We start from the raw sequence: 22,637 nt of genomic DNA on the forward strand, positions 1-22,637 counted from the left end.
CGCGACTGGGCCTGGCTCACCCAGGTGGAAAGTCAGCAACGCATTGAATTGTACAACCAGTGGATGCCGCACATCCATGTAGACTTCCACGAACAATCCGTCAACAGTCCGTATTATTTTGCCCCGGCAGCAGAGCCTTACCATGAGGTGATCTCCAATTTCCAGCGGGAATTTCAGGAAACGGTGGGCAAGAACCACGCACGGTATTTTGACAGGGAAGGGTGGTTTTATTTTACCAAGGAGCGGTTCGACCTTTTTTATCCCAGCTATGGGGATACCTACCCCACCTATAATGGGGGGATTGGAATGACCTATGAGCAAGGCGGAAGCGGCAGGGCCGGCCTGGGAGTCATTACCGCCAATGGGGATACCCTGACCCTCAAAGACCGGATTGCACATCATCGCACTACGGGCCTTTCTACGGTGGAAGTGGCCTCACAGAATACGAAACGACTGAATGAGGAATTCCGGAAATTCTATCAACCTAAGAATTATAAATACAAGAGCTATGTCCTGAAAGGTAATGAAGACATGATCAGCAGCCTGGCCGACCTTTTAAACAAACACAAGATAGAATATGGATTCGCCAGGGATGGTCAGGCCAAAGGATTTCGTTATACTACTGGTCGAAAGGGTACCATGTCCCTGAACAATAAAACATTGGTAGTCTCCACGAACCAAAAAAAGGGAACACTCGTTAAAGTACTGTTTGAGCCGAATGCCAAACTCAGTGATTCCCTGACCTATGACATCACCGCCTGGTCCCTGCCCTACGCGTATGGCATGGATGCCCTGGCCTCCGAAACACTAATTAACACATCGGAGGGAGAAGAGACTGCTTCACCAACTTTAGCTGGCAAAATAAACGAAGAGACCTACGCTTACCTGGCCGACTGGAACAGTATGAAGGATGCCCGTTTTCTGGCGGACCTCTTAAAGGAAGGGATCCGTGTTAGGCATGCGGTAAAACCCTTCCGGCTGAACGGAAAACAATACAAACGGGGAACACTGATCATTACCCGCTCAGACAACAAGTTCAAAAAAGACTTTATCAGTACCCTAAAAAAGATTGTGGGATCCCATAAAAAACTGGACCTCGAAACCGCAGCAACAGGCTTTGTTGAGGAAGGTAAAGATTTTGGGTCCGGTTATGTGCAGATGATCCCGAGGGCCAAGGTGGGGGTGGTTATGGGAGACCCTGCTTCTACGTTGCGGTACGGGGAGATCTGGCACTTTATGGAACAACAGCTCGGCTATCCCTTTGCTGCCCTGGATGCCGAATACCTCAACCGGGTAGACCTCGATGCGTACGACGTGCTGGTGCTGCCAGGTGGGAACGGGTACCGCAATTTGTATAAAGATGGCTTACTCAAAAAGCTCAAAGCCTGGGTAAGTGCAGGAGGCAAGCTGATTGCCATGGGGCGCGCGATTCGTGGCCTGGGCGGAGAAGAAGGTTTCCGCATCAAAAACAAGGAAGATAATGGCAATTTTGGTCAGGAAGAGCTCATATCCTATGCGGCTACACCAAGGGAACGGATGAAGAACCAGATCACAGGTGCCATTTTCAAAGCAAAGGTAGACACCACCCATCCCCTTGCCTTCGGCTATGACAGCACTTACTTTACCCTTAAATTGGGGGCTGACACCTACGAATATTTATCTTCCGGCACAGTCGTATACCTGGAAGAAAACATCAGGGCCGTAGCCGGATTTGCCGGAAGTGAGGCGCAGAAAAGGCTGGGCAGTACCCTGCTTTTTGGAGTAGAAAACCACGGGAGGGGATCCGTAATCTACATGGTAGACAATCCCTTGTTCCGGGGGTTCTGGGAAAATGGGAAATTGTTTTTCGCCAATGCTCTATTTATGGTGAATTAGCAGCCTTCTAGTACAACATAAAGGATGCAAATATGAGTCCGATAAAAGCGATTGGGCCAATCACCAGCATGTAAATAAAAGAGATGATACCACTCTTAAAAAAAGCGCCAAACCAGCTGCTCCTGTAAAAATTCCGTAAGGCGATCATCAGATAGACCAGAAAAGACAGGGAAAACAGGAACTCCAGCCAGAACGGAAGGTCAAATGCCTTGTTGGCCAGGATGAGCAAACTGAAAACTGTAAACAAAAAGGTGAAATAGTAGAAACTAAACACCATATGGTGGGCAAAATTCCCCCTTCTCCAGTAGAATATTTTCAGGAGGACAGCAAAGAGTGGCATGAGCAGAAACATGGCTATGGGAATAGTATCGTAGATCGTTTGTAGGATACCCCCACCTCTTTGTTCGTAAAATTTCAACATTTGCTGATAAAACCTTTTTGTAAAGCCCCCAACATTATCTTCCATCCCCATGGCCTTCAGTTTTTCCTCCTCTGAGGCCCCAATGGCAATTAAGGAATCTAGTTTTTCTCGTTTGAAATTAAATGAGACATTGGGTGCACTGGCTCCTATGTTCATTACAGAGTCTATGGCTGCTAAGTCCTCATCTGACATTCTTGTGAACTTTTGATTCTCTTTGAGTGCTTTACGGGCCTGTTCCATAGCAATGGAGTCCTGCTCCATTTTTACTACAGAATCCAGCACAATTTCCTGGTCGAATCCTTTTTCGAGGGCCTGCGATACTTCTGAATCCGCTTTGCGGACACTAAAAGAAAACAGGAAAAAGAACAAGACGGAAATAAAGAGGTAGAACTGTGCAGGATGCAGGTATTTCAGCCGTTTCCCGTCCACAAAACGCCTGGGCAAGACCCCCGGCTTGAACATCAAAGGGATAAAACTCCTGAAAAAACGGGCATCAATGGAAAAATAGTTTTCTATGGTGTTGCTGAACAACACCCCGAAAGTGAGGTCGTCTGCCACCTCCTGTCCACAATAGGGACAGTAGTCGAAGGAAGCATCGAAAGGCTTTTCGCAATTTTTACAGGGATGGGTCTCCATGGTTGGGTTGTTCAAAATTAAAATTACCAAAAAAATGGAAATCCCCTAATCGTCCCTAAGGCATTAATTGATTTTATCTATTTTTAAACCTTTGCCAACTTAGGTTGCTGCATACAATTTAACCCTTTCGCATATGACACGTAATTTGCTTCCAATCCTGTTTATGCTCGCTGTTTTGTCCGCGTCTCTAAGGGCGCAGGAGAATGACTATTCCAGTGCAGTTGAGCGGCTGGTTACTACCTATATGGACAGCTTATCCCTAGTAGGGATGTCTGTGGCTGTAATTGATGATCAGAAAACAGTATACAAGAATTCGTTTGGCTACGCCAACCTCGAATTGGGGGTAAAGATGTCTGACAGTTCGGTTTACAGGATCTGGTCGATTTCGAAACAGTTCTGCGCTGTTTCCATATTTAAACTTGAAGAAGAAGGCAAGCTGTCAATAAGTGATCCTATTAGCAAATATCTCGACTCCCTCCCTCCCACCTGGCGAGAGATAAGCATAGAACAATTGCTCAACCAAACGGGCGGGGTCAAGGATTACCTCAATGATTATAAAGAAGGGGAAAAATTACACAGTACACCTTTCGAAATAGTTCGAGATTCTGCTGCGACATTGAAATTCGCCCCCGGGGAAGACTGGAGTTATACCAATACAGGCTATTGGGTTCTAGCTAAAATTGTGGAGAAGGTAAGCGGCCAGGATTACCATGACTACCTGCAAAGGGAATACTTTACCCCTATCAAGATGGTCGACACACAAAAAATGGATTTTTTCCGCATAATCAAAAACAGGGTTAACGGTTACCGAAGTCCTAAAGGTGTTCCCAGTAATTCAACAAGGTACCTGGATGAAAACCACCTGGCCAAAGGGGATGCTGATCTTGTTTCTTCCCTGGACGATTTAAATAAGTGGGCACTGGCCTTATTTTCTGGACAGGTTATTTCGCAAAAAATATTAGAACGCGCCTGGACAAAAGCCAAGACCAATGATGGGAAAGCAGTAAATGCAGAATGGATCATTTATTACGATGATAAAGCGTCCTATGGTATGGGATGGTTTATAAGTGAGTTGAATGGGGAAAAAATCGTTTGGACACCCGGTGCCGGAAGAGGGTTCTCAACAACAATTCTAACAGTACCCGGTAAGGACCTTCACATTATTGTACTCAGCAATGCCCGCAGATTCCTAATTGCCGATAAGTTAGCCATGGCCATTGCCAAAGAATTGATCTCCCAATAGACATGAGAGATCCACGCATTATAAAGGTCAAACCACTGAAATTAAGGGGTATTCATATAAGGATGAATCTCTCGCACAACCAGACAAGGGAACTGTGGCAAAGGTTCATGCCAGAATGGAAACTGACCGGATTACCGATGTCCGAATTTTACTCTGCTGAAGTATATCCCAAAGGCTACTTCTCCTCCTTCGATCCCAACAAGGATTTTGAAAAATGGGCCGCTGTGCCAGAGACTGGTCTATCTCCCATTCCTGAGACGTGGGACAGGCTTGAGGTCCCTCCGGGGCTATATGCGGTGTTTCCTTATAAAGGGAGATCCAGTGAAGTATATAAGATGTACCAATACATCTTCGAAACCTGGATGCCGAAATCCGGTTACCAGGTAGATGAGCGGCCGCATATGGCCGTGATGGGGGAGAAATACAAAAATGATGACCCGGAATCAGAGGAAGAGCTATGGATTCCGGTAAAAGCCCGGTAGTACGACTGACTACTCCTGCTTCAGGTAGGCTTCCACATAATGGTGGGTATTTTCGTACTCGTCTTTAAGGGCTTTGAGGGTGGCAACTACTTCCTGCTGTTCGGGGTATGATGGGTTCAGGCAATCCCTGAGTTCCGTATCAGAAACCGTGATCAGGATATACCAGAATTCATCATTGGAAGCATAGGTGCCGTCCAAAATGGGGTCCCCTCCCTGGTTAACCAGCACGGCATCAATGAATAGGGGAATGAGATTAAGGGTGACGTCCCTTTTGGGTCGTTCGTGAAACGACATATAATAGGTAGTGCCATCAACATCGAAGGGCAGATTTTCCTCTATATTGACATTTAACTGTCCCAACTTCCAATACAAAAAACGATAAAATTCATCTGCATTCTTTTCATCCTCAAATACAAAGGCATATTTGCGAGGCAGGTCCCTTTTGAAGCGTTTGGCTACCACAATCTTATAGTCTTTAATGTCTGGTGCAATTTTTATGGGGATACAAGAAGCCAGGAGCAACGGGACGAGACAAAGGAGCAGCTTTTTCATGTTGGCAGGTTTACAGTAAATACACAAAGATTATACCATAGGTGTATGCTGCAAAGATCTTTTGGGATATTGGGGAAAGCTTTCTAGTTTTAGGAGGCCTAACACAGAAGGAGTGATCCAAAAAATCGACCATACGGATGTTGCTGTGGCGCAACAGCTCTATGAACTTTTCCAGGCTTCCTATGCCGTGGAAGCGAAGTTGCTGGGAGCTGTTGATTTCCCTCCCCTAAAGCGTAAAGTGGATAGTCTTATGGCAAGCCAAAACGTATTTTACGGCTATTTTATGGGGGATATCCTGGCTGCCGCCACCGAGATCGATCAGGGTATGGAGGCTACCCATATTCAGAGCCTGGTGGTTCATCCCAGGTTCTTCCGGCAGGGGATCGGAGCTGCGCTGGTCACTTTCATTCTGGAAACTTACAGCGCAAAAGTGTTTACCGTGGAAACCGGAGCAGCAAACGGTCCGGCCACCCAACTATACCGAAAAATGGGCTTCCGGGAACTATATGAATACGATACGGACCATGGGGTCAGGAAAGTGCGTTTTGAGAAGGTAATAGCTGTCTAGCAGCATGCAACAAGTTCTCGTTAAGCTTTTAAACTATATCTATTGGACTTGAAAAAAGAAATATTAGAGAAAATAATGGCGTCGGGAACGGTTTGCCTTTTGGTATTGGCATTTCTAATTCCCGCCTATTATTATCCGGACTTACCCGATCAAATCCCTAGCCATTTCAATGCAAGCGGTATCGCTGACAGTTACAGTGGAAAAAGCATGGTCTGGTTCATGCCCATTCTCGGCTCACTAATGTGCTTTGGACTATTCAAACTCCGCAAAAATTTCCCGAAGTTAAATCCCAGGGTTACAGAGCGGGAAAGAAGGATCGCCGGGAAAGTTCTGCTTATCTCAGGGTTTCTTGTTGCGCTTTCCTTCGCCTATATCAACATACAGATCGTCTTCATAGCCCTGGGGAAATCAGAAGAGCTTGGCAGCTGGTTCCTCCCGGTGTTTGTAGGTGCATTTCTCGTGTTTCCACTACTCCCTTTGATCAACTCGAGAAAGGCCGAAAAATAATTGATGTAGACATACTTCAAAAAAAATGGCCCGGAACCGGGCCATCTTCTTACTTCAATATTTAGATGTTATGCGATTACACGTCAAATCGGTCGAGGTTCATCACCTTGTTCCAGGCTTCGACAAAATCGTTAACAAACTTGCCTTTGGCGTCATCACAAGCATATACTTCTGCAAGGGCCCTCAGTTCAGAGTTGGAACCAAAAATCAGGTCAACCCGTGTTCCGGTCCATTTTACTTCACCGGTCTTGCGGTCACGCCCTTCGAATACCTCCTCGTCGGCATCTACAGCTTTCCACTCTGTTCCCATGTCAAGCAGGTTGACGAAGAAATCATTAGTAAGGCTTCCCGGCTTTTCTGTAAATATGCCGTGCTTGGAGCCATCGTAATTGGCATTCAGTGCTCTCATTCCCCCAACCAGTACGGTCATTTCCGGTGCGGTCAGCGTCATGAGCTGGGCTTTATCTACCAGTAGCTCTTCGGTCCTGACAGAATACTTAGCCTTCAGATAATTCCTGAAACCATCTGCCTGCGGCTCGAGGACCTCAAAAGATTCCGCATCGGTCATTTCCGCTGTAGCATCTGTACGGCCTGGTGTAAATGGAACGCTTATGTTCGTTCCTGCATCTTTGGCCGCTTTTTCAACTGCAGCACATCCTCCGAGGACGATAAGATCGGCCAGGGATACTTTTTTGTTCCCACTCTGGTTCTTGTTAAAGTCTTCCTGTACTTTGGTGAGCCCGTCAAGCACCCGGCCCAATTGCACAGGGTTGTTGACTTCCCATTGATTCTGAGGTGCCAGACGCACACGTGCCCCATTGGCACCACCTCTGAAATCAGATCCCCTGAAAGTCGAGGCCGATGCCCAGGCTGCTCCTACCAATTCTGAAACGCTTAGGCCAGAAGCCAGGATGTTCGCTTTCAAAGCATCGATGTCTTTGGCATCGATCAATTCGTGGTCTACGGCAGGGACCGGATCTTGCCATACGAGGTCCTCTTTTGGTACTTCCGCACCCAGGTAACGGGATTTAGGTCCCATATCGCGGTGGGTAAGTTTAAACCAGGCCTTTTGATAGGCTTCTTTGAATTCCTCAGGGTTCTCCAGGAAATGCCTGGATATCTTTTCATAGGCGGGATCCATCCTCAGGGAAAGGTCGGTTACCAACATGAAGGGATCGTGCTTCTTTGCAGGATCATGCGCATCAGGCACTGTTCCTGCACCTGCACCCCCTTTAGGTTTGTATTGCCATGCACCTGCCGGGCTTTTGGTCAATTCCCACTCATAACCGAAAAGGTTCTCAAGGTACTTGTGGCTCCATTTGATCGGAGTGTCTGTCCAGGCTCCTTCCAGTCCGCTCGTGATGGTATCTGATCCTTTGCCCGTTCCGAAATTACTCTTCCAGCCAAGGCTCTGCATCTCAATCGGTGCTCCGGCCGGTTCGGCTTCCAGGTACTCCGCATCACTGGCCGCACCGTGGGTTTTACCAAAGGTGTGTCCTCCCGCGATCAGGGCAACTGTTTCATAGTCGTTCATCGCCATCCTGCCAAAAGTCTCACGAATATCGTGGGCAGCTGCAACAGGATCCGGATTGCCATTAGGTCCTTCAGGATTTACATAGATCAATCCCATATGAGCAGCACCCATTTGTTTTTCAAGTTCTCCTTTTTCATTGTAGCGGTCCTTGTTTCCTAACCATTCGGCCTCAGAACCCCAGTAGATATCTTCTTCAGGTTGCCAGATATCCTCACGCCCTCCGGCAAATCCATACATCGGTAAGCCCATGGATTCGTGGGCAACGTTCCCGGCTAGGATCAATAAGTCGGCCCAGGAAATTTTCTTCCCATATTTCTGTTTGATGGGCCATAACAGCACTCTGGCCTTATCGAGGTTGGCATTGTCTGGCCAGCTGTTCAGTGGGGCGAAGCGTTGTGCCCCTGTACCTCCGCCTCCTCGACCATCAGCAATACGATAGGTTCCTGCAGCGTGCCACGCCATACGAATAAAGAAGGGCCCGTAGTGTCCGTAATCAGCAGGCCACCAGTCCTGGCTGTCCGTCATCAGATCGGTAAGGTCTTTCTTGATCGCATCGAGGTCGAGCGATTTAAATTCCTTGGCATAATCGAAATCCTCATCCATTGGGTCAACCAAATTGGAATGTTGACGCAGGATGTTTAAGTTTAAGGAGTTAGGCCACCAATCGCGATTTGTGGTACCCCCACCTGCACTTTGCTTGAGTTCACCACTGAGAAATGGGCATTTGCCTTCTCCGTTGGTGTTAAAAGATGGGTTTGCATGCGGATTATTTTCCATGTACAAAAGCTTTTGAGTTGTGAATTATTTCAAATTTAGGATAATCTTTCCTTATTCTATCTTATATATTCATTCATAAAAACTATGGGAAAATAGGTGCAACCTATACCCCTGTAGCCCTCCCTCTTAAATTAAGGATTTTTCACGGTAAAACAATGGTTTACCGAGGCTGAGAAAAAGAAAGGCCGTGTTATTTTGCCGTGCAAATACGTGAAATCCGCAAGGGAATAAAATGACGATGGTCATGTGGGGTAAATCTCGCATTAAACGTTCCCTTATTGATGAAACGGAAGGCCTTGGAATGCCCTCTTCCGAATAATGGAAATGTGCCCCCGGGAACAGAATTTCCCCGGAGTTACCAATTCTTTTGTAAATTTCATTTTGTAACCTGCATTTTACTAACAACACTATAGATGAAGTCCACAGCAAAACAGATTGCCAAGCATTTCAGGGCCCTCTTCTTTGGGGGAAATTCCACAGGGGTATGCGTTAAAGATGCCCTCGAGGAAGTTAACTGGTTGCAGGCCACTACCTCTGTCCATAAGCTCAATACCATTGCAACACTGGTATTTCACATCCATTATTATATTGCCGCAGTACTCGAAGTATTAAGGGGAAAACCTTTGAATGCACACGATAAGTTCAGCTTTGATGCACCCCAAATCACCTCGGAAGACGAATGGCAAAAGTTTCTTGCCAAGGTATACGCAGACGCGGAAGCCATGACCTTGTTGATTGAAGCCCTGCCTGAAGAGCAGCTCTGGGAACACTTTGAATTAGAGAAGTACGGAAGTTACTATCGCAACCTGCACGGGCTAATTGAGCACAGCTATTATCATCTGGGGCAGATCTCACTGATCAAGAAAATACTCACCCGGGATCCCAAGGAGGGCAAATAACCCGCAGGTAAAGTATACTACCGATATGTAAAAAGAGTTAAAAATGAAGCACAAACCCCTGAGAATACCCGCGGGATTCCTGTTACCCACCTTGCTTCTAATGCTTTCTCTGAATAGCTGCAATACCCCTGAAAGTAAGATGAAGATCCAAACGGTTACCGGCACCATGGAAGCAGACACTTCCATGGTATGGCTTTCTCACGAGCATGTACTGGTAGACTTTATAGGGGCGGACAGTATTGAACCAACACGCTGGAACCAACCGGCCATCCTTCAGGAAGTGCTCCCCTATCTGGACTCCCTGAAAACGCATAAGGTAGATGTCTTTGTAGATGCTACTCCAAACTTTTTGGGGCGGGATGTTACCCTCTTACAAACCCTTAGTGAGCAGACCGGATTGCATATCCTGACCAATACCGGGTTCTATGGTGCCAGGAATAACAAGTACATCCCGGAACATTTTAAAAACCTGAGTCCGGAAGCACTTGCCGATCTATGGATTGAAGAATACAAAAATGGGATTTCTGGCAGTTCCGTGCGTCCCGGATTTATCAAGATCAGTGTAGATGATACCCTCCCGCTGAATGGGCTGCACCAAAAATTGGTCAAAGCGGCTGCCCTTACGCATAAAGCCACCGGACTTACCATTGCTTCCCATACAGGTAAGGCCTCGGCCTTGTGGCCACAGTTGGACATCCTCAAGGAAACAGGCGTAGCACCAACTGCCTTTGTCTGGATTCATGCTCAGGCAGAACCTGATAATGAAGAACTGCTCAAGGCTGCACAGACAGGGTGTTGGATAAGCCTGGACGGTTTAGGATGGGAACTGGACAACCATATTGAAAAACTACGGTTTGCCAGAAAAAACAACTTTCTCAACCGGATATTGATCTCTCATGATGCAGGTTGGTACGATCCGCAGAAGACAGAACAGGAAATTCAACCCTACACCCCACTATTCACTAAAGTCTATCCAAGATTAAAGGGATTGGGCTTTACGGAAGAGGAATGGAAACAGTTGGTCGCTGTTAATCCCGCAACGGCCTATCAGATCAAAATCAGGATGCAATAAAAAACCCATATCCCGGAAAGGGGATATGGGTTTTCCAATCAAACAATTCAACTAACTTATTGAAGCCAGCATATTGTACTTTTCCAGGAAGACGTCTAACTGTTCTTCCAGGCTTGGACTGCCAATAGATTGCAGGTCATAAAATACCCTTGTATTGGGTTTGTCTATTTGGATGACCCGGTTGAGGTCGATAGGGGTTCCGATGATCACAGCATCACAGTCACAGGCGTTTATGGTCGCTTCCAGGTCGAGTAGCTGTTGCTCACCATAGCCCATAGCTGGTAGAAGTTTACCAATTTCAGGATAGGTGGCGAAGGTGTCCTTCAATTGCCCTACCAGGTACGGCCTGGGATCTACCTGTTCGGCAGCGCCAAATTTTTGAGCTGCCAGGGTCCCGGCACCGAGGGTCATGCCCCCATGGGTTAGGGTTGGGCCATCCTCCACTACAAGTACGCGCTTCCCTTCTATCACCTTGGGATTAGCTACCCGAATGGGCGAGGCGGCATCAATTACCCTCGCATTGGGCACAGCATTCGCAATAATTTTTCTGAGTTTTAGCACATCCTCGGGATGGGCGCTGTCTATCTTGTTAATGATAACCACATTGGCCATTTTTAAGGTCACCTCTCCGGGATAATAGGCCAGGCCGTGACCTGGTCTGTGAGGATCGGTTACCGTGATATGCAGATCTGATACGTAGAAGGGGAAATCATTGTTCCCTCCGTCCCAAACAATCACATCACAACCGTCAGGATCATTTTCCGCTGCCCTGAGGATGGCTTCGTAGTCTACACCAGCATAGATCACGTTCCCCCGGACCACATGGGGTTCGTATTCCTCCATTTCTTCAATGGTGCATTGATACCGCTCCAGGTCGTCCAGCCGGGCATAGCGTTGTACCCGCTGCGCTTCAAGGTCACCGTAGGGCATGGGATGGCGGATTGCCACAACTTTGAGTCCCCGGGCCATCAAAAGCTCCACCAGTTGCCGTGCCGTCTGGCTTTTACCACAGCCCGTGCGCGTAGCTCCAATACTGATCAAAGGTTTGGTACTTTTAATGGAAGTTTCCTTGGGGCCCAACAACACAAAATTGGCACCAGCTGCCTGTACTTCCGCGCTTTTGTGCATCAGGGAGGCATAGGAGATGTCTGAATAGGCAAAAACCACATCATCTACCTTGAGCTCAGTAATGAGCCGGGTAACATCTTTTTCGTCATATATGGGAATCCCATCCGGGTATAATTTGCCGGCAAGCGCTGCCGGGTATTTACGATCCAGGATGTTTGGAATTTGAGCAGCCGTAAAGGCCACCACTTCATAGTTGGGATTGTCCCGGTACACCGTATTGAAATTGTGAAAATCGCGACCGGCCGCCCCCATTATCAGGATTCTTCTTTTCATTGTATTGGGTTTGTTTTTGTTCATCTTAAGCGCCCACAAAGGTAGTTGAACCCCCCCGGGAGAAATATGATTTTTATCATTGTTCCAATAGGATTGATCGCCCATTTCATGGTCTATTCCTGATTAAAATCTCTTACCTTTAACTCCGATGAATATGTCTACCGTTATGAAAATTTTATCCCCGATTGAGAGAAGTGATTTCAGGACACAAAAACTGGAGAAACGCTACCAAAAATTTCAAAAACTCACCAACGAAATCCGGGACAGGGAAATACGGGAATCGGTTATTGCACGAATCAACAAGGTAATTGAAAAACTGAATCTGGCTTCCACCGGAGACAAAACCTTCCCTGTAAGCTTACGAAAAGCCCAAAACAACATTGTTAATATCCTGCTCAGGGAAGCAAAGGTCGTTCCAAAGAACTACTACAGGAACTTGTGGTTGGGCCTGGGTATGGCGGTATTTGGAGTGCCTATGGGCATGGCCTTTGGCTTCGCACTGGATAATATGGCCTTTCTCGGAATTGGTATACCAATAGGAATGGCCATTGGGATAGGCATTGGGACGGCCATGGATGAACAAGCGAAGAAAGAAGGAAGGCAACTCGAAGTAGATTTGGGGTAATGTGTAACTTCAGGCAGCGATCCGCTTTATGGAAACACTAAAAACATATTCACTCGGCGAGCCTGGAGAAGACCAGGTGGATTTCAGTATTACCCGGATGGAGGACATATACGATCGCAGGAAGGGTAAAAAAGACCCCCCTCACCGGCACGACTTTTACACCATATTGCTGGTCAGGAAGGCCGAAGGAAAACACCTGATTGACTTCAACACTTATCCACTGCAAGGCCATACGATCACCTTTATCAGTCCCGGACAGGTACACCAATTGAAGGAACGAAAGCGCTCTGAAGGCTATGTGCTGGTTTTTACGCCTGCCTTCCTTGCCCTGAACAACATCCCTTTGCAGTTTATAGAGGACCTGAACCTATTTGCCTGTTACGGGGAAAGTCCCCCCCTGGAGCTGGATCAGGAAATGCTCGCATCAGTCAGTACGTATGCGGAGGAAATGATTACCCTGCTCGACTCAGAATTGGCCTACCGCGAACAGGCCATAGGAGCACTTTTAAAGCTGCTTTTGATACGGTGCAATAGCTTATGCCAGCTGAGCCCAGAGGACCGGGAACTCCAGAATTCCGGACAGGACACCCTGAAAAAATTCAAGGGGCTGCTCAACCAGCACTTTTCAGACTGGCATGCCGCTGGGGACTATGCGAGTGCCCTGCACATCACCCCGGACCACCTCAACCGCGTAGTAAAATCCCTGACCGGGAAGACTGCAAAGGAACACATCCAGAGCCGTATTGTTACTGCGGCCAAAAGATTGCTATTTTTTACCGAGCAATCGAATAAAGAAATCTCCTTTTCCCTTGGGTTTAATGAGCCTGCACATTTCAGTGCCTTCTTCAAAAAATGTACGGGTATGTCCCCCTCTCAGTTCAAATCCGGCAAGTAGATCGGATTTTTATAAGCCCTTTCCGCATTTTCGTACACCTGCTAAGGCCAGGTCTCCCGATTTTTGTACCCACATAAAAAAAGACGACATGAATACTGTATTGCACAAAGCAGAGACAAGGGGACATGCCAACCACGGCTGGCTGGATTCCCATCATACCTTTAGTTTCGCGAACTATTACAATCCGGCACGTATGCATTTTGGGGTACTACGGGTACTCAATGATGATGTGGTACTCGGAGGTAAGGGGTTTGGCACCCACCCACACGATAATATGGAGATCATCTCCATACCGCTGGAAGGCGACCTGGAACATAAGGACAGTATGGGCAACACTACGGTGATCCGTGAAGGGGACGTGCAGGTGATGAGTGCCGGAACCGGCATATTCCACAGTGAGTACAACAAGAACCCGGACAAGCCGGTAAAATTCCTCCAGATCTGGGTATTTCCGAACAAGAAGGATGTGGCCCCGCGCTATGATCAGATCGCTACACGCGACCTGAAAAAGGAAAATGCCTTCTATCAGGTGCTTTCCCCTGATCCGGAAGATGATGGGGTCTGGATCCACCAGGATGCCTGGTTCCACATTGGAAATTTTGATGCCGGAAAGGAAGGTAGTTATACCCTTAAGAAAGAGGGGAATGGACTGTATGCCTTTGTAATGGAAGGTGAGGTGGAGATTGAAGGACAGCAGCTCGGAAAGAGAGATGGTTTTGGCCTTTGGAATACTCCCGCCATCAGTTTAAAGGCAATAAAAGACAGTAAAGTATTACTAATGGAGGTTCCTATGACCCCTTAATTAAATTGTTATGAAACTCATAGATCATTTACAATGGCGATACGCCACCAAGAAATTCGACCCGAAGAAGAAAATCAGGCGGGAAGACCTGGAACAGATAAAAGAGGCGGTACGATTATCGGCTTCCTCTTACGGCCTGCAATTGTATAAGGTTTTGATTATTGAAGATGAAGCGACACCCAAGGCGCTGAGGGAGGCCTCCTGGGGTCAGCCCCAGATCACCGATGCTTCCCACCTTTTTGTGTTTTGTAACCGGACAAGCGTAACGGATAAGGATATTGATGCCTACCTTGAACTCAAGGCCAATACTCAGGACCTGGACCCATCAGGACTGCAGGGGTATGGGAATTTTATGAAGGAAAAACTGGGGTCCCTCACCGAGGAACAACAAGGTGTATGGACCTCCAAGCAGGTATACATTGCCCTGGGTAACCTGCTGGCTGCTTGCGGGGAAATGCAAATTGATTCCTGTCCTATGGAAGGGTTTGATCCGGCACAATATGACGAGATCCTGGGGCTTAAGGAAAAAGGCCTGAGTTCCGCAGTGGTAGCTGCTGTAGGATACCGTGCTAAAGAGGATGCTACCCAGCATCTGCCTAAAGTCCGGAAGCCTTTTGAACAATTGTTTGAGACCCACTAGGCATATCGGTTAGGCTGGCAGGCCTGGATATTTCGCATAAATCACTATATTCAATGGACCCTTAAGAAAAGAGGGTCCATTTTAGTTGAGAACGGCCGGTGGATTTTCTTGGCCACCCATGCAACTGTGCCATGGCGCTGAATTTTAAGTTTTTTTCCATCAAGGATTTTATCTTTTCCGTAGTCCCTACGGCGGCCTCGTATGAGGGCTACCTGCAGGACCTGATGCCCCTGGATGCGCTTTCGAATCGCATTGTGGAAATCGGTATAGGGGTGGCATTATCTCTCGTATTTGCCCTTATTTTTTACCGGGACAATGTGCTGAGCTACAAAAAATCCTTGGCCGAAATACTGGCCACCGGATACTTTACCAATTTTACAGGCCGCCTGGGCCGATTGCTGCAAGGCAAACAGCCCGTTACTTTCCTTTTTCCCAACAACAGAGAATACGAGGTCTTACCCCAACAGATAGAGGTTCAGGTAGCACTGCCCACCTCGATGTTGGCCTTGCGCCAGCACAGCCATGGGATAAACCTGGACAGTGAAGTGGCCTATATCAGCCAAAGCAGTAGTAGTGAACCTTTTTGGGTAAGGGCGGTTCGCAAAGAGGATGGGGGCCTTACCATCTTTGAATACCCCAGGACGCTTTTTGCCCTGCCACAATATTTGCAAAAGGACTTCTCCGACCCTAAAAAATCTGAAAAGAATTCCAAAAAGCTGTTTAAACATTTTAACGCCAAAATCGAAAATTCGCGCATGGCCTACAGCCAGGACCTCCCGGAAAAACAGTTTGTTTTCAACTACGTCTGAAACACCCTGATATAAAACAAAATAGTTTGTGTTTTCAGGCCTCAGAACCTGAGATTTATCACCTTTTTTTCCACCCGGAAGCAGTATTTTTAGGCTGGATTCCCGGGAACCCTGTGGCAGCAATACCCCTTCCAATCCACACTAAATTCTAAACCTATGAAAAGTAAAAAAGCAGACCTTGCCGGACCTGGCATCAGCACCTATGAAGTCGTAAATGAAGCCCTCCCAAAGAATTACAAAGCGCTGCAACGCCCACTGAGGCGGATGGAAGCTCTCTACGAAGTAAAGGCATTTATTGAGAAAGGCCTTGCGGAGGCTTTAAACCTGCAGATGGTGCAGGTACCTCTGATCGTGAGCAAAGACAGCGGGGTGAACGATTACCTGGACCGGGACGGGTCGCGTACCCCGGTGGAATTCCCTGCCGGACTCGGATTGGAAAAACGCATTGAAGCCCAGGTGGTGCAGGCTGCCACCAAATGGAAACGCATGGCCCTGGCACAGTTTGAGTGTGAGGTAGGGCAAGGCATCAATACGGACATGCGCGCCATACGCAAGGATTACTTCCTGGACCATGACCATTCTTCCTATGTGGACCAGTGGGATTGGGAAAAAAGGATTCGCGAAGAAGACCGCAACCTGGAATACCTGAAAGATACGGTACGAAAGATCTGGGCCGTCCTCCGTGATGCCGGACGCATGGCCAAAGAAAAGTATCCGGAACTGAACAGCGCAGACTATCCCGATTTCCCGGAAGAACTGAAATTCATTCACGCCGAGGAGATCCTGGAGATGTTCCCGGACCTCCCCAGGAAACAAAGGGAGACCGAACTCCTGAAAAAATACCCGGCCGTCTTTATTATTGGCATTGGCGCTGTACTGGAAGACGGGTACCCCCACGAAATGCGCGCGGCCGATTATGACGACTGGATCAGTCCTACCATCACCAAAGACGGGAAACAATACTATGGCCTAAATGGTGATATCCTGGTATACAATCCTGTCACCGGCAGGCGGCACGAGCTGAGTTCCATGGGTGTACGGGTAACCAAGGAAAGCATGAAAAAGCAGCTGGAACTCTCCGGACAACTCGACTTTCTTGACCTGCCCTACCACCAGGCCATTTTGAATGATGAGATCCCCCTGAGTATTGGAGGCGGCATCGGGCAGGCGCGTACTTATATGTACCTGTTGCGCACGGCTCACCTTGGGGAAGTAACGGTTTCCATCTGGCCGGAAGAACTCAAAAGGATCTGTGCGGCTAAGAATATCCACGTGCTGGAATAGGTAGGTTGTATAGTCTCCCGGTATAAGTAATTTTAGTTCTTCATTGTTAAGATCAATGATTAGCCGTATTTTGCTTTCATGAGTTTGGGAAGTGACTACATCTTCAAAAACCGCAAGGCCTGGAACAATAAGGTAGCCACCCACCTGCAATCGGATTTCTACGACGTTCCCAGCTTTCTCAAAGGAAAATCCTCCCTGCAGGAAATTGAACTAGGGCTTTTAGGAGATCTGAAGGGAAAGTCGGTCCTGCACCTGCAGTGCCATTTTGGGCTGGACACCCTTTCCCTGGCACGTATGGGGGCTGTAGTCACTGGTGTGGACCTCTCCGATAAGGCTATTGAAACCGCCAGGGAACTGGCCAAAAAAGCCGGGCTACCTGCACGTTTTGTTTGTTGTGACCTGTACGAGCTCCCCAACCATCTGGAGGAAAAGTTCGATCTGGTCTTTACCACTTACGGCACCATTGGCTGGCTGCCGGATCTAGTCAAATGGGCCGGCCTGATTCACCAGTTTCTTAAACCCGGGGGAGAACTGCTCTTTGTGGAATTCCATCCTGTGGTCTGGATGTTCGACGAGGATTTTGACAAAGTGGGCTACGACTATTTCAATACCCAGGCCATTGTAGAAACCGAAACCGGCACCTATACGGATCCGGATGCCCCACTGGAACAGGAATTCGTGGCCTGGAACCACAGCCTGGGCGAGGTGCTGGGGAGCCTGTTGAGGGCCGGATTGGAGATCAGCTTTTTTGAAGAGTACGACTTTTCCCCTTACAACTGTTTTAAAGGAACCGCGGAAGTAGCTCCCGGCAGGTACCGCATAGGCAAACTACAGCATCAGATCCCCATGGTATACGCCATTAAAGCGAAAAAGCAGGGGTAAAAACTGGAGGATAAAGGCTCCCTTTGGCCGAAATTCACTACCTTTTTATCAAGATAATTTCAGAAGATGAATGCAACCGTTACTGATAAAAACAAGTACCGCTGGCTGCTCTGGCTGGCACGGATCTGGAATGCCCTGGCCATGGCTTTTTTGCTTTTTATGCTGATCGGGCATTTGGTTGGCGGTGACGATATGACCTTCAACAGCCAGAAGGAATGGCTGATGTTCCTGTTCTTTCCCATAGGGGTGCTCCTCGGTCTTGCCTTCTGCTGGTGGAAATCATGGCTTGGAGGATTGGTCACCATAGGTTCCTTGCTGGCCTTCCGGCTTATTGGCAATGAGGTGGACTTCAATTTCTGGATCGACGGGTCGGCGGCTCCGGGTTTTCTTTTCCTCCTGTACTGGACCCTGGTGAAAAAAAAGCGTGAATGAGAATTCAATTTCTTCTGCTGTTCTTACTGTTGTTGCTGACCTCCTGCCTGGATGCAGATAAGGGCCAAAAGCTTACCATAGCTTCCGCTGCCAACATGCAGTTCGCAACACGGGAACTGGCCGGGGCCTTCAGCGAGGCCAGTGGAATAGAAACGGAGCTCATTCTGGGAGCCTCGGGCAACCTTACCGCCCAGATTGCGTCCGGTGCCCCTTACGACGTCTTCCTGTCGGCAGATATGCAATACCCCAGATACCTGTATGAACGCGGTTTTGGCTACCAGGAACCTGAGGTATACGGCTACGGCCAATTGGTGCTGTGGAGTTGCACGGACGACCTTGTTCCCTCTATAGACGTACTTAACAAGGACAATATCAGGCACATTGCCATTCCCAATCCCGAACTGGCCCCTTACGGCAAGGCCGCCAGGGAAGTACTTGATTCCCATGAGATGTATGAGCAGGTAGCCCCCAAACTGGTCTTCGGGGAAAGTGTGGCACAAACCAACCAGTTTATCCGTACCGGGGCTGCTGAAATAGGATTTACCGCGCTCTCCGTGGTTGTATCTCCTCAACTTAAGGAAGTGGGTAAATGGACACCCCTTCCTCGGGAACAGTACACCCCCATTGCACAGGGCATTTTAATCGTGGGGAATCAGGCAAAACCACCTGAAAATGGGCTAAAATTTTATACTTTTCTGAAAAGTACAACCGGAAGGGAAATTTTATCCCGATACGGATATTTAAGTGCCTATGAATAAACTTCAGGGTCATATCAGGCAAATAGAAGTCGCTGGCAACCTTTCCCGCGTGGGTGTAGAACTAACAGGCGATATCCCGGTAAATGCCATCGTAATAGAAACACCGGAAACGGCTTCCTACCTGCAAATAGACAGGCCCATATATGTGCTTTTCAAGGAAACGGAAGTCATCCTGGCAAAAGACCCCGAGCTAGGGGTAAGCCTTGAAAACCGGATTTCAGGAAAAGTGGATAGTATAAAAGAAGGGGCCCTGTTCTGTGAAGTGCTGATCCAAACCCCCGCCGGTGAAATACGATCCCTGATAAGCAGGGAAACGCTTGGCCGATGGCCGATCAAAACCGGGGATGCGGTCACCGCAATGGTAAAAATGAACGAAATAATGCTTCAGGAATGATCGATTGGGGACCCTTATACCTTACCTTAAAACTTGCCGTAGTAACCACCCTGCTGCTGCTGATAGTGGGTATCCCCCTGGGATACTGGCTCTCCAGGACCCGATCCTGGTGGAAACCCATTGTAGAAACCCTGTTGAGCATGCCCCTGGTCCTGCCACCGACCGTACTAGGTTTTTATTTCCTCATAGCATTTGGCCCTGAGCACTTTCTGGGGGCCACCATAGATAAATGGCTGGGGATTAAACTGGTCTTCTCTTTTCCCGGACTGGTACTGGCTTCTGTGCTCTACAGCCTTCCCTTTATGGTACAACCCATACATTCCGGCCTATCTGCACTTCCCCCTTCCCTGACGGAGGCTTCCCGGCTTATGGGGAAATCTGGTTGGACCACCCTCTTTAAAGTGGGGCTTCCCAATATCAGGAATTCCCTGCTTACTGGCATTATCCTGGCCTTTGCTCACACCGTGGGGGAATTTGGTGTTGTGCTGATGATAGGGGGAAGTATTCCGGACAAGACACGAGTGGCTTCCATAGCCGTATATGAAGAGGTAGAAGCTCTGAATTATGCAACAGCCCACACCTATTCCCTGATGCTCCTCGTACTGGCCTTTGGGGTATTGCTCACGGTATACCTGATCAATGGCGGATATCTAAAAAGATTTTGGAAATGATTAAACTGGATATCCAAAAACGATTAAAGGCCGAAGATGGCCCCATGGACCTGCAACTACGAACCGAGATCCAGCGCGGGGAAGTGGTTGCCCTCTACGGCCCCTCGGGTTCAGGGAAGACCTCTACCCTGAGGATGCTCGCTGGCCTTATGAAACCGGATGCAGGCACGATTTCATCTTCGGGTACCCCGTGGTTTGATGCCGATAGGAAAATCAATACCCGCCCCGGAAAGCGCAATATTGGGTATGTTTTTCAGGATTATGCCCTCTTCCCTAACATGACCGTGCTCCAAAACCTGCAGTTTGCCCAAAAAAGCGGAAGCAACGGCCAAATGCTATCGACAGTACTGGAAATGGTAGAGCTGGGGGATCTGCAAAACCAAAAACCCAGGGATTTGAGTGGGGGGCAGAAACAACGGGTTGCCCTGGCAAGGGCCCTGGTACAGGAACCTGAAATCCTCTTGTTGGACGAACCCCTTACCGCACTGGATCCAAAAATGCGCCTGAAGCTGCAGGACTACCTGGTGCGCGTACACAAAGAATTTCACCTAACCATCCTGCTGGTTAGCCACAGCATAAGTGAAATAAGCCGGCTCTCTAATAAGGTAGTCGCCCTTGAGAGAGGCAAGATCGTTCGGGAAGGGAGTCCTGCAGAGGTATTGCTGAAGCAGAACGTAAGTGGGAAGTTCAAATTTGTGGGAGAAATCCTTGCCCTGGAAAAGGCAGACCTGATGTATGTGGTGCACGTACTGGTGCAGGAGCAGCCCATCAGGGTCATTGCCACGGCAGAGGAAGCAAAAGGGCTAAGGCCGGGTGATCAGGTGGTGGTAGCATCAAAAGCCTTTAACCCCATCATTTATAAACTCGATTCCTAAAAATAATAGAATTGCTATGTCACTGAGATCCGAAAATGCCGCACTCCTGTTGATCGATATACAAAAAGGACTTGAGGTTGGGGACTATTATGGAAGCAGTAGGAACAATCCAGACGCAGAAAAGCAAGCCGCCATATTATTAGCGAGATGGCGTTCCGAAAAATTGCCGGTTTTTCACGTTCGCCACAGCTCTCAAAACCCGGATTCGCCATTGCATGCCTCAAAACCGGGATTTGCCATCAAGGAAGTAGTGCTGCCTATCGAAGGAGAAAAAGTAATAACCAAAAATGTAAATAGCGCTTTTATAGGAACGGACTTGCTTGAGCAAATTAAGGCTTCAAATACAAATACCGCAGTTATCATAGGCTTAACCACAAATCACTGCATTTCAACGTCTGTACGGATGGCAGCTAATCTTGGACTTACCACCTACCTGATTTCCGATGCCACCGCTACCTTCAACGGCACCACTGTGGACGGGAAGCACATCGATGCTGAAACAATGCACCAAACGGCACTTGCCAGCCTTAACAACGAATTTGCCACAGTATTGGATACCCAGGCCATACTAGCCCTATTGACATAAAAAAAGGCTGCCAAGGCAGCCTTCCTCTGTAAAGTAGTTTTTTTGTTTACTTAGCGACGTTCACAGAACGGGTTTCCCGTATTACCGTGACCTTGACCTGACCCGGGTAGGTCATGTCGGTTTGAATTTTTTGGGAGATTTCAAAAGAGAGTTGCGCAGCCTTTTCATCGCTGACCTTCTCGCTCTCAACAATGACCCGTAGCTCCCTACCTGCCTGTATGGCGTAGGCTTTCTGTACGCCTCCAAACCCAAATGCAATTTCTTCGAGGTCTTTTAGTCGCTGTATATAGCTGTCCAGCACCTGCCTGCGTGCTCCGGGACGGGCACCACTAATGGCGTCACATACCTGAACTATAGGCGAAATCAGAGATTTCATTTCAACTTCGTCGTGGTGGGCTCCAATGGCATTGCACACATCTGGTTTCTCCCCATACTTTTCTGCCCACTGCATACCAAGGATGGCATGCGGGGTTTCCACCTCAGCTTCTGTATTCGGGACCTTTCCTATATCGTGGAGCAACCCTGCCCGTTTCGCCAGTTTTGGGTTAACGCCCAGCTCTGCAGCCATAATTCCACAGAGCTTGGCTACTTCACGCGAGTGTTGTAGCAAATTCTGCCCGTAAGAGGACCGGTATTTCATGCGGCCCACTGTCTTTACCAACTCCGGATGCAGGCCGTGGATGCCCAGGTCGATTACCGCTCGTTTCCCTACTTCCACGATCTCCTGTTCGATCTGCTTTTCGGTCTTTCGGACCACCTCTTCGATACGTGCCGGGTGGATCCTGCCATCTGTCACAAGTTTGTGAAGGGATAGTCGGGCCACTTCCCGTCGAACGGAATCAAAACAGGAAAGAATAATCGCCTCAGGCGTATCATCAACAATAATCTCGACACCGGTAGCGGATTCGAGTGCACGGATGTTTCTTCCTTCCCGGCCAATAATCCGACCTTTAACATCGTCAGATTCCAGGTTAAAGACCGAGACACAATTTTCGATGGCTTCTTCTGTCCCTACCC

Annotated in this window: 25 protein-coding genes; 20 read left to right on the plus strand and 5 right to left on the minus strand. The window is 48.2% G+C overall.

Features of this window, described 5'->3' with window-relative positions; genetic code table 11:
• On the plus strand, window positions 1–1,875 hold a 1,875-nt coding region (locus AC4E7D_RS02050; RefSeq protein ID WP_490172142.1), incomplete at its 5' end, for a M14 family metallopeptidase.
• 7 nt (window positions 1,876–1,882) lie between these two features.
• Here AC4E7D_RS02050 and AC4E7D_RS02055 read toward each other — a convergent pair.
• A complete protein-coding gene (locus AC4E7D_RS02055; protein ID WP_490172143.1) occupies window positions 1,883–2,932 on the minus strand; it encodes a DUF3667 domain-containing protein in 1,050 nt (349 codons plus the stop codon).
• A gap of 133 nt (window positions 2,933–3,065) precedes the next feature.
• Between AC4E7D_RS02055 and AC4E7D_RS02060 the strand changes: the two genes are divergently transcribed.
• Both AC4E7D_RS02060 and AC4E7D_RS02065 read left to right on the plus strand, forming a co-directional pair.
• A complete protein-coding gene (locus AC4E7D_RS02060) occupies window positions 3,066–4,175 on the plus strand; it encodes a serine hydrolase domain-containing protein (protein WP_490172144.1) in 1,110 nt (369 codons plus the stop codon).
• A 2-nt stretch (window positions 4,176–4,177) separates the two neighbouring features.
• The gene (locus AC4E7D_RS02065; RefSeq protein ID WP_490172145.1) at window positions 4,178–4,657 is read left to right on the plus strand and encodes a GyrI-like domain-containing protein; all 480 of its coding nucleotides are present in this window, start codon (window positions 4,178–4,180) and stop codon (window positions 4,655–4,657) included.
• A 9-nt stretch (window positions 4,658–4,666) separates the two neighbouring features.
• Here the strand turns inward: AC4E7D_RS02065 and AC4E7D_RS02070 are convergent, their stop codons facing one another.
• Window positions 4,667–5,209 (minus strand): hypothetical protein, encoded by a 543-nt coding sequence (locus AC4E7D_RS02070; RefSeq protein WP_490172146.1) that lies wholly within the window; start codon window positions 5,207–5,209, stop codon window positions 4,667–4,669.
• A 112-nt stretch (window positions 5,210–5,321) separates the two neighbouring features.
• Between AC4E7D_RS02070 and AC4E7D_RS02075 the strand changes: the two genes are divergently transcribed.
• Window positions 5,322–5,777, plus strand: a complete 456-nt coding sequence (locus AC4E7D_RS02075) for a GNAT family N-acetyltransferase (protein WP_490172147.1) — start codon at window positions 5,322–5,324, stop codon at window positions 5,775–5,777.
• A gap of 48 nt (window positions 5,778–5,825) precedes the next feature.
• Window positions 5,826–6,284 carry a DUF1648 domain-containing protein gene (locus AC4E7D_RS02080; protein ID WP_490172148.1) on the plus strand — a complete coding sequence of 153 codons (459 nt, stop codon included), beginning with the start codon at window positions 5,826–5,828 and terminating at the stop codon, window positions 6,282–6,284.
• A gap of 76 nt (window positions 6,285–6,360) precedes the next feature.
• Here the strand turns inward: AC4E7D_RS02080 and katG are convergent, their stop codons facing one another.
• Window positions 6,361–8,595: a catalase/peroxidase HPI gene (katG, locus tag AC4E7D_RS02085; RefSeq protein ID WP_490172149.1), complete on the minus strand. Its 2,235-nt coding sequence runs from the start codon at window positions 8,593–8,595 to the stop codon at window positions 6,361–6,363.
• 413 nt (window positions 8,596–9,008) lie between these two features.
• Between katG and AC4E7D_RS02090 the strand changes: the two genes are divergently transcribed.
• Both AC4E7D_RS02090 and AC4E7D_RS02095 read left to right on the plus strand, forming a co-directional pair.
• The gene (locus tag AC4E7D_RS02090) at window positions 9,009–9,494 is read left to right on the plus strand and encodes a DinB family protein (RefSeq protein ID WP_490172150.1); all 486 of its coding nucleotides are present in this window, start codon (window positions 9,009–9,011) and stop codon (window positions 9,492–9,494) included.
• 43 nt (window positions 9,495–9,537) lie between these two features.
• Window positions 9,538–10,566 (plus strand): phosphotriesterase family protein, encoded by a 1,029-nt coding sequence (locus AC4E7D_RS02095; protein WP_490172151.1) that lies wholly within the window; start codon window positions 9,538–9,540, stop codon window positions 10,564–10,566.
• Between the two features lie 51 nt (window positions 10,567–10,617).
• Here the strand turns inward: AC4E7D_RS02095 and AC4E7D_RS02100 are convergent, their stop codons facing one another.
• Window positions 10,618–11,967, minus strand: coding sequence for a cyclic 2,3-diphosphoglycerate synthase (locus tag AC4E7D_RS02100; RefSeq protein ID WP_490172152.1), 1,350 nt, complete (start codon window positions 11,965–11,967; stop codon window positions 10,618–10,620).
• Between the two features lie 166 nt (window positions 11,968–12,133).
• On the opposite strand from AC4E7D_RS02100, the gene AC4E7D_RS02105 reads away from it, so the two are divergent.
• The 13 genes from AC4E7D_RS02105 to AC4E7D_RS02165 all read left to right on the plus strand — a co-directional run bounded on the left by AC4E7D_RS02105 (window position 12,134) and on the right by AC4E7D_RS02165 (window position 21,620).
• A complete protein-coding gene (locus AC4E7D_RS02105) occupies window positions 12,134–12,592 on the plus strand; it encodes a hypothetical protein (RefSeq protein WP_490172153.1) in 459 nt (152 codons plus the stop codon).
• A gap of 28 nt (window positions 12,593–12,620) precedes the next feature.
• On the plus strand, window positions 12,621–13,487 hold the full coding sequence (locus AC4E7D_RS02110; protein WP_490172154.1) for an AraC family transcriptional regulator: 867 nt from the start codon (window positions 12,621–12,623) through the stop codon (window positions 13,485–13,487).
• An 88-nt stretch (window positions 13,488–13,575) separates the two neighbouring features.
• A complete protein-coding gene (locus AC4E7D_RS02115) occupies window positions 13,576–14,289 on the plus strand; it encodes a pirin family protein (protein ID WP_490172155.1) in 714 nt (237 codons plus the stop codon).
• Between the two features lie 10 nt (window positions 14,290–14,299).
• Window positions 14,300–14,929 (plus strand): NAD(P)H-dependent oxidoreductase, encoded by a 630-nt coding sequence (locus AC4E7D_RS02120; RefSeq protein ID WP_490172156.1) that lies wholly within the window; start codon window positions 14,300–14,302, stop codon window positions 14,927–14,929.
• Between the two features lie 131 nt (window positions 14,930–15,060).
• Window positions 15,061–15,738 (plus strand): STING domain-containing protein, encoded by a 678-nt coding sequence (locus AC4E7D_RS02125; protein ID WP_490172157.1) that lies wholly within the window; start codon window positions 15,061–15,063, stop codon window positions 15,736–15,738.
• A 156-nt stretch (window positions 15,739–15,894) separates the two neighbouring features.
• Window positions 15,895–17,022: an aspartate--ammonia ligase gene (locus tag AC4E7D_RS02130; protein ID WP_490172158.1), complete on the plus strand. Its 1,128-nt coding sequence runs from the start codon at window positions 15,895–15,897 to the stop codon at window positions 17,020–17,022.
• 78 nt (window positions 17,023–17,100) lie between these two features.
• The gene (locus tag AC4E7D_RS02135) at window positions 17,101–17,904 is read left to right on the plus strand and encodes a class I SAM-dependent methyltransferase (protein WP_490172159.1); all 804 of its coding nucleotides are present in this window, start codon (window positions 17,101–17,103) and stop codon (window positions 17,902–17,904) included.
• Window positions 17,905–17,970: 66 nt separating this feature from the next.
• On the plus strand, window positions 17,971–18,336 hold the full coding sequence (locus AC4E7D_RS02140) for a DUF7670 domain-containing protein (RefSeq protein ID WP_490172160.1): 366 nt from the start codon (window positions 17,971–17,973) through the stop codon (window positions 18,334–18,336).
• The gene (gene modA, locus AC4E7D_RS02145) at window positions 18,333–19,094 is read left to right on the plus strand and encodes a molybdate ABC transporter substrate-binding protein (RefSeq protein ID WP_490172161.1); all 762 of its coding nucleotides are present in this window, start codon (window positions 18,333–18,335) and stop codon (window positions 19,092–19,094) included. Before AC4E7D_RS02140 ends, modA begins: the two co-directional genes overlap by 4 nt.
• The gene (locus tag AC4E7D_RS02150) at window positions 19,087–19,488 is read left to right on the plus strand and encodes a TOBE domain-containing protein (protein ID WP_490172162.1); all 402 of its coding nucleotides are present in this window, start codon (window positions 19,087–19,089) and stop codon (window positions 19,486–19,488) included. Before modA ends, AC4E7D_RS02150 begins: the two co-directional genes overlap by 8 nt.
• Entirely contained in the window at window positions 19,485–20,159 is a 675-nt protein-coding gene (modB, locus tag AC4E7D_RS02155; RefSeq protein ID WP_490172163.1) for a molybdate ABC transporter permease subunit, read from the plus strand. The genes AC4E7D_RS02150 and modB overlap by 4 nt, the downstream gene beginning before the upstream one ends.
• Window positions 20,156–21,034 (plus strand): ATP-binding cassette domain-containing protein, encoded by an 879-nt coding sequence (locus tag AC4E7D_RS02160; RefSeq protein ID WP_490172164.1) that lies wholly within the window; start codon window positions 20,156–20,158, stop codon window positions 21,032–21,034. The genes modB and AC4E7D_RS02160 overlap by 4 nt, the downstream gene beginning before the upstream one ends.
• A 16-nt stretch (window positions 21,035–21,050) precedes the next feature.
• On the plus strand, window positions 21,051–21,620 hold the full coding sequence (locus tag AC4E7D_RS02165; protein WP_490172165.1) for a cysteine hydrolase family protein: 570 nt from the start codon (window positions 21,051–21,053) through the stop codon (window positions 21,618–21,620).
• 46 nt (window positions 21,621–21,666) lie between these two features.
• On the opposite strand, the gene rny is transcribed toward AC4E7D_RS02165, so the two are convergent.
• Window positions 21,667–22,637: ribonuclease Y (gene rny / locus AC4E7D_RS02170; protein ID WP_490172166.1), on the minus strand; the 971-nt coding region annotated here is incomplete at its 5' end.

The organism is Lentiprolixibacter sp., assembly GCF_982873095.1.

Bases quoted from the DNA above. Each gene is read 5' to 3' on its own strand.
- AC4E7D_RS02055 (WP_490172143.1), bottom strand. From the start codon at position 2,932: ATGGAGACCCATCCCTGTAAAAATTGCGAAAAGCCTTTCGATGCTTCC.
- AC4E7D_RS02060 (WP_490172144.1), top strand. From the start codon at position 3,066: ATGACACGTAATTTGCTTCCAATCCTGTTTATGCTCGCTGTTTTGTCC.
- AC4E7D_RS02065 (WP_490172145.1), top strand. From the start codon at position 4,178: ATGAGAGATCCACGCATTATAAAGGTCAAACCACTGAAATTAAGGGGT.
- AC4E7D_RS02070 (WP_490172146.1), bottom strand. From the start codon at position 5,209: ATGAAAAAGCTGCTCCTTTGTCTCGTCCCGTTGCTCCTGGCTTCTTGT.
- katG (WP_490172149.1), bottom strand. From the start codon at position 8,595: ATGGAAAATAATCCGCATGCAAACCCATCTTTTAACACCAACGGAGAA.
- AC4E7D_RS02090 (WP_490172150.1), top strand. From the start codon at position 9,009: ATGAAGTCCACAGCAAAACAGATTGCCAAGCATTTCAGGGCCCTCTTC.
- AC4E7D_RS02095 (WP_490172151.1), top strand. From the start codon at position 9,538: ATGAAGCACAAACCCCTGAGAATACCCGCGGGATTCCTGTTACCCACC.
- AC4E7D_RS02100 (WP_490172152.1), bottom strand. From the start codon at position 11,967: ATGAAAAGAAGAATCCTGATAATGGGGGCGGCCGGTCGCGATTTTCAC.
- AC4E7D_RS02105 (WP_490172153.1), top strand. From the start codon at position 12,134: ATGAAAATTTTATCCCCGATTGAGAGAAGTGATTTCAGGACACAAAAA.
- AC4E7D_RS02110 (WP_490172154.1), top strand. From the start codon at position 12,621: ATGGAAACACTAAAAACATATTCACTCGGCGAGCCTGGAGAAGACCAG.
- AC4E7D_RS02115 (WP_490172155.1), top strand. From the start codon at position 13,576: ATGAATACTGTATTGCACAAAGCAGAGACAAGGGGACATGCCAACCAC.
- AC4E7D_RS02120 (WP_490172156.1), top strand. From the start codon at position 14,300: ATGAAACTCATAGATCATTTACAATGGCGATACGCCACCAAGAAATTC.
- AC4E7D_RS02125 (WP_490172157.1), top strand. From the start codon at position 15,061: ATGGCGCTGAATTTTAAGTTTTTTTCCATCAAGGATTTTATCTTTTCC.
- AC4E7D_RS02130 (WP_490172158.1), top strand. From the start codon at position 15,895: ATGAAAAGTAAAAAAGCAGACCTTGCCGGACCTGGCATCAGCACCTAT.
- AC4E7D_RS02135 (WP_490172159.1), top strand. From the start codon at position 17,101: ATGAGTTTGGGAAGTGACTACATCTTCAAAAACCGCAAGGCCTGGAAC.
- AC4E7D_RS02140 (WP_490172160.1), top strand. From the start codon at position 17,971: ATGAATGCAACCGTTACTGATAAAAACAAGTACCGCTGGCTGCTCTGG.
- modA (WP_490172161.1), top strand. From the start codon at position 18,333: ATGAGAATTCAATTTCTTCTGCTGTTCTTACTGTTGTTGCTGACCTCC.
- AC4E7D_RS02150 (WP_490172162.1), top strand. From the start codon at position 19,087: ATGAATAAACTTCAGGGTCATATCAGGCAAATAGAAGTCGCTGGCAAC.
- modB (WP_490172163.1), top strand. From the start codon at position 19,485: ATGATCGATTGGGGACCCTTATACCTTACCTTAAAACTTGCCGTAGTA.
- AC4E7D_RS02160 (WP_490172164.1), top strand. From the start codon at position 20,156: ATGATTAAACTGGATATCCAAAAACGATTAAAGGCCGAAGATGGCCCC.
- AC4E7D_RS02165 (WP_490172165.1), top strand. From the start codon at position 21,051: ATGTCACTGAGATCCGAAAATGCCGCACTCCTGTTGATCGATATACAA.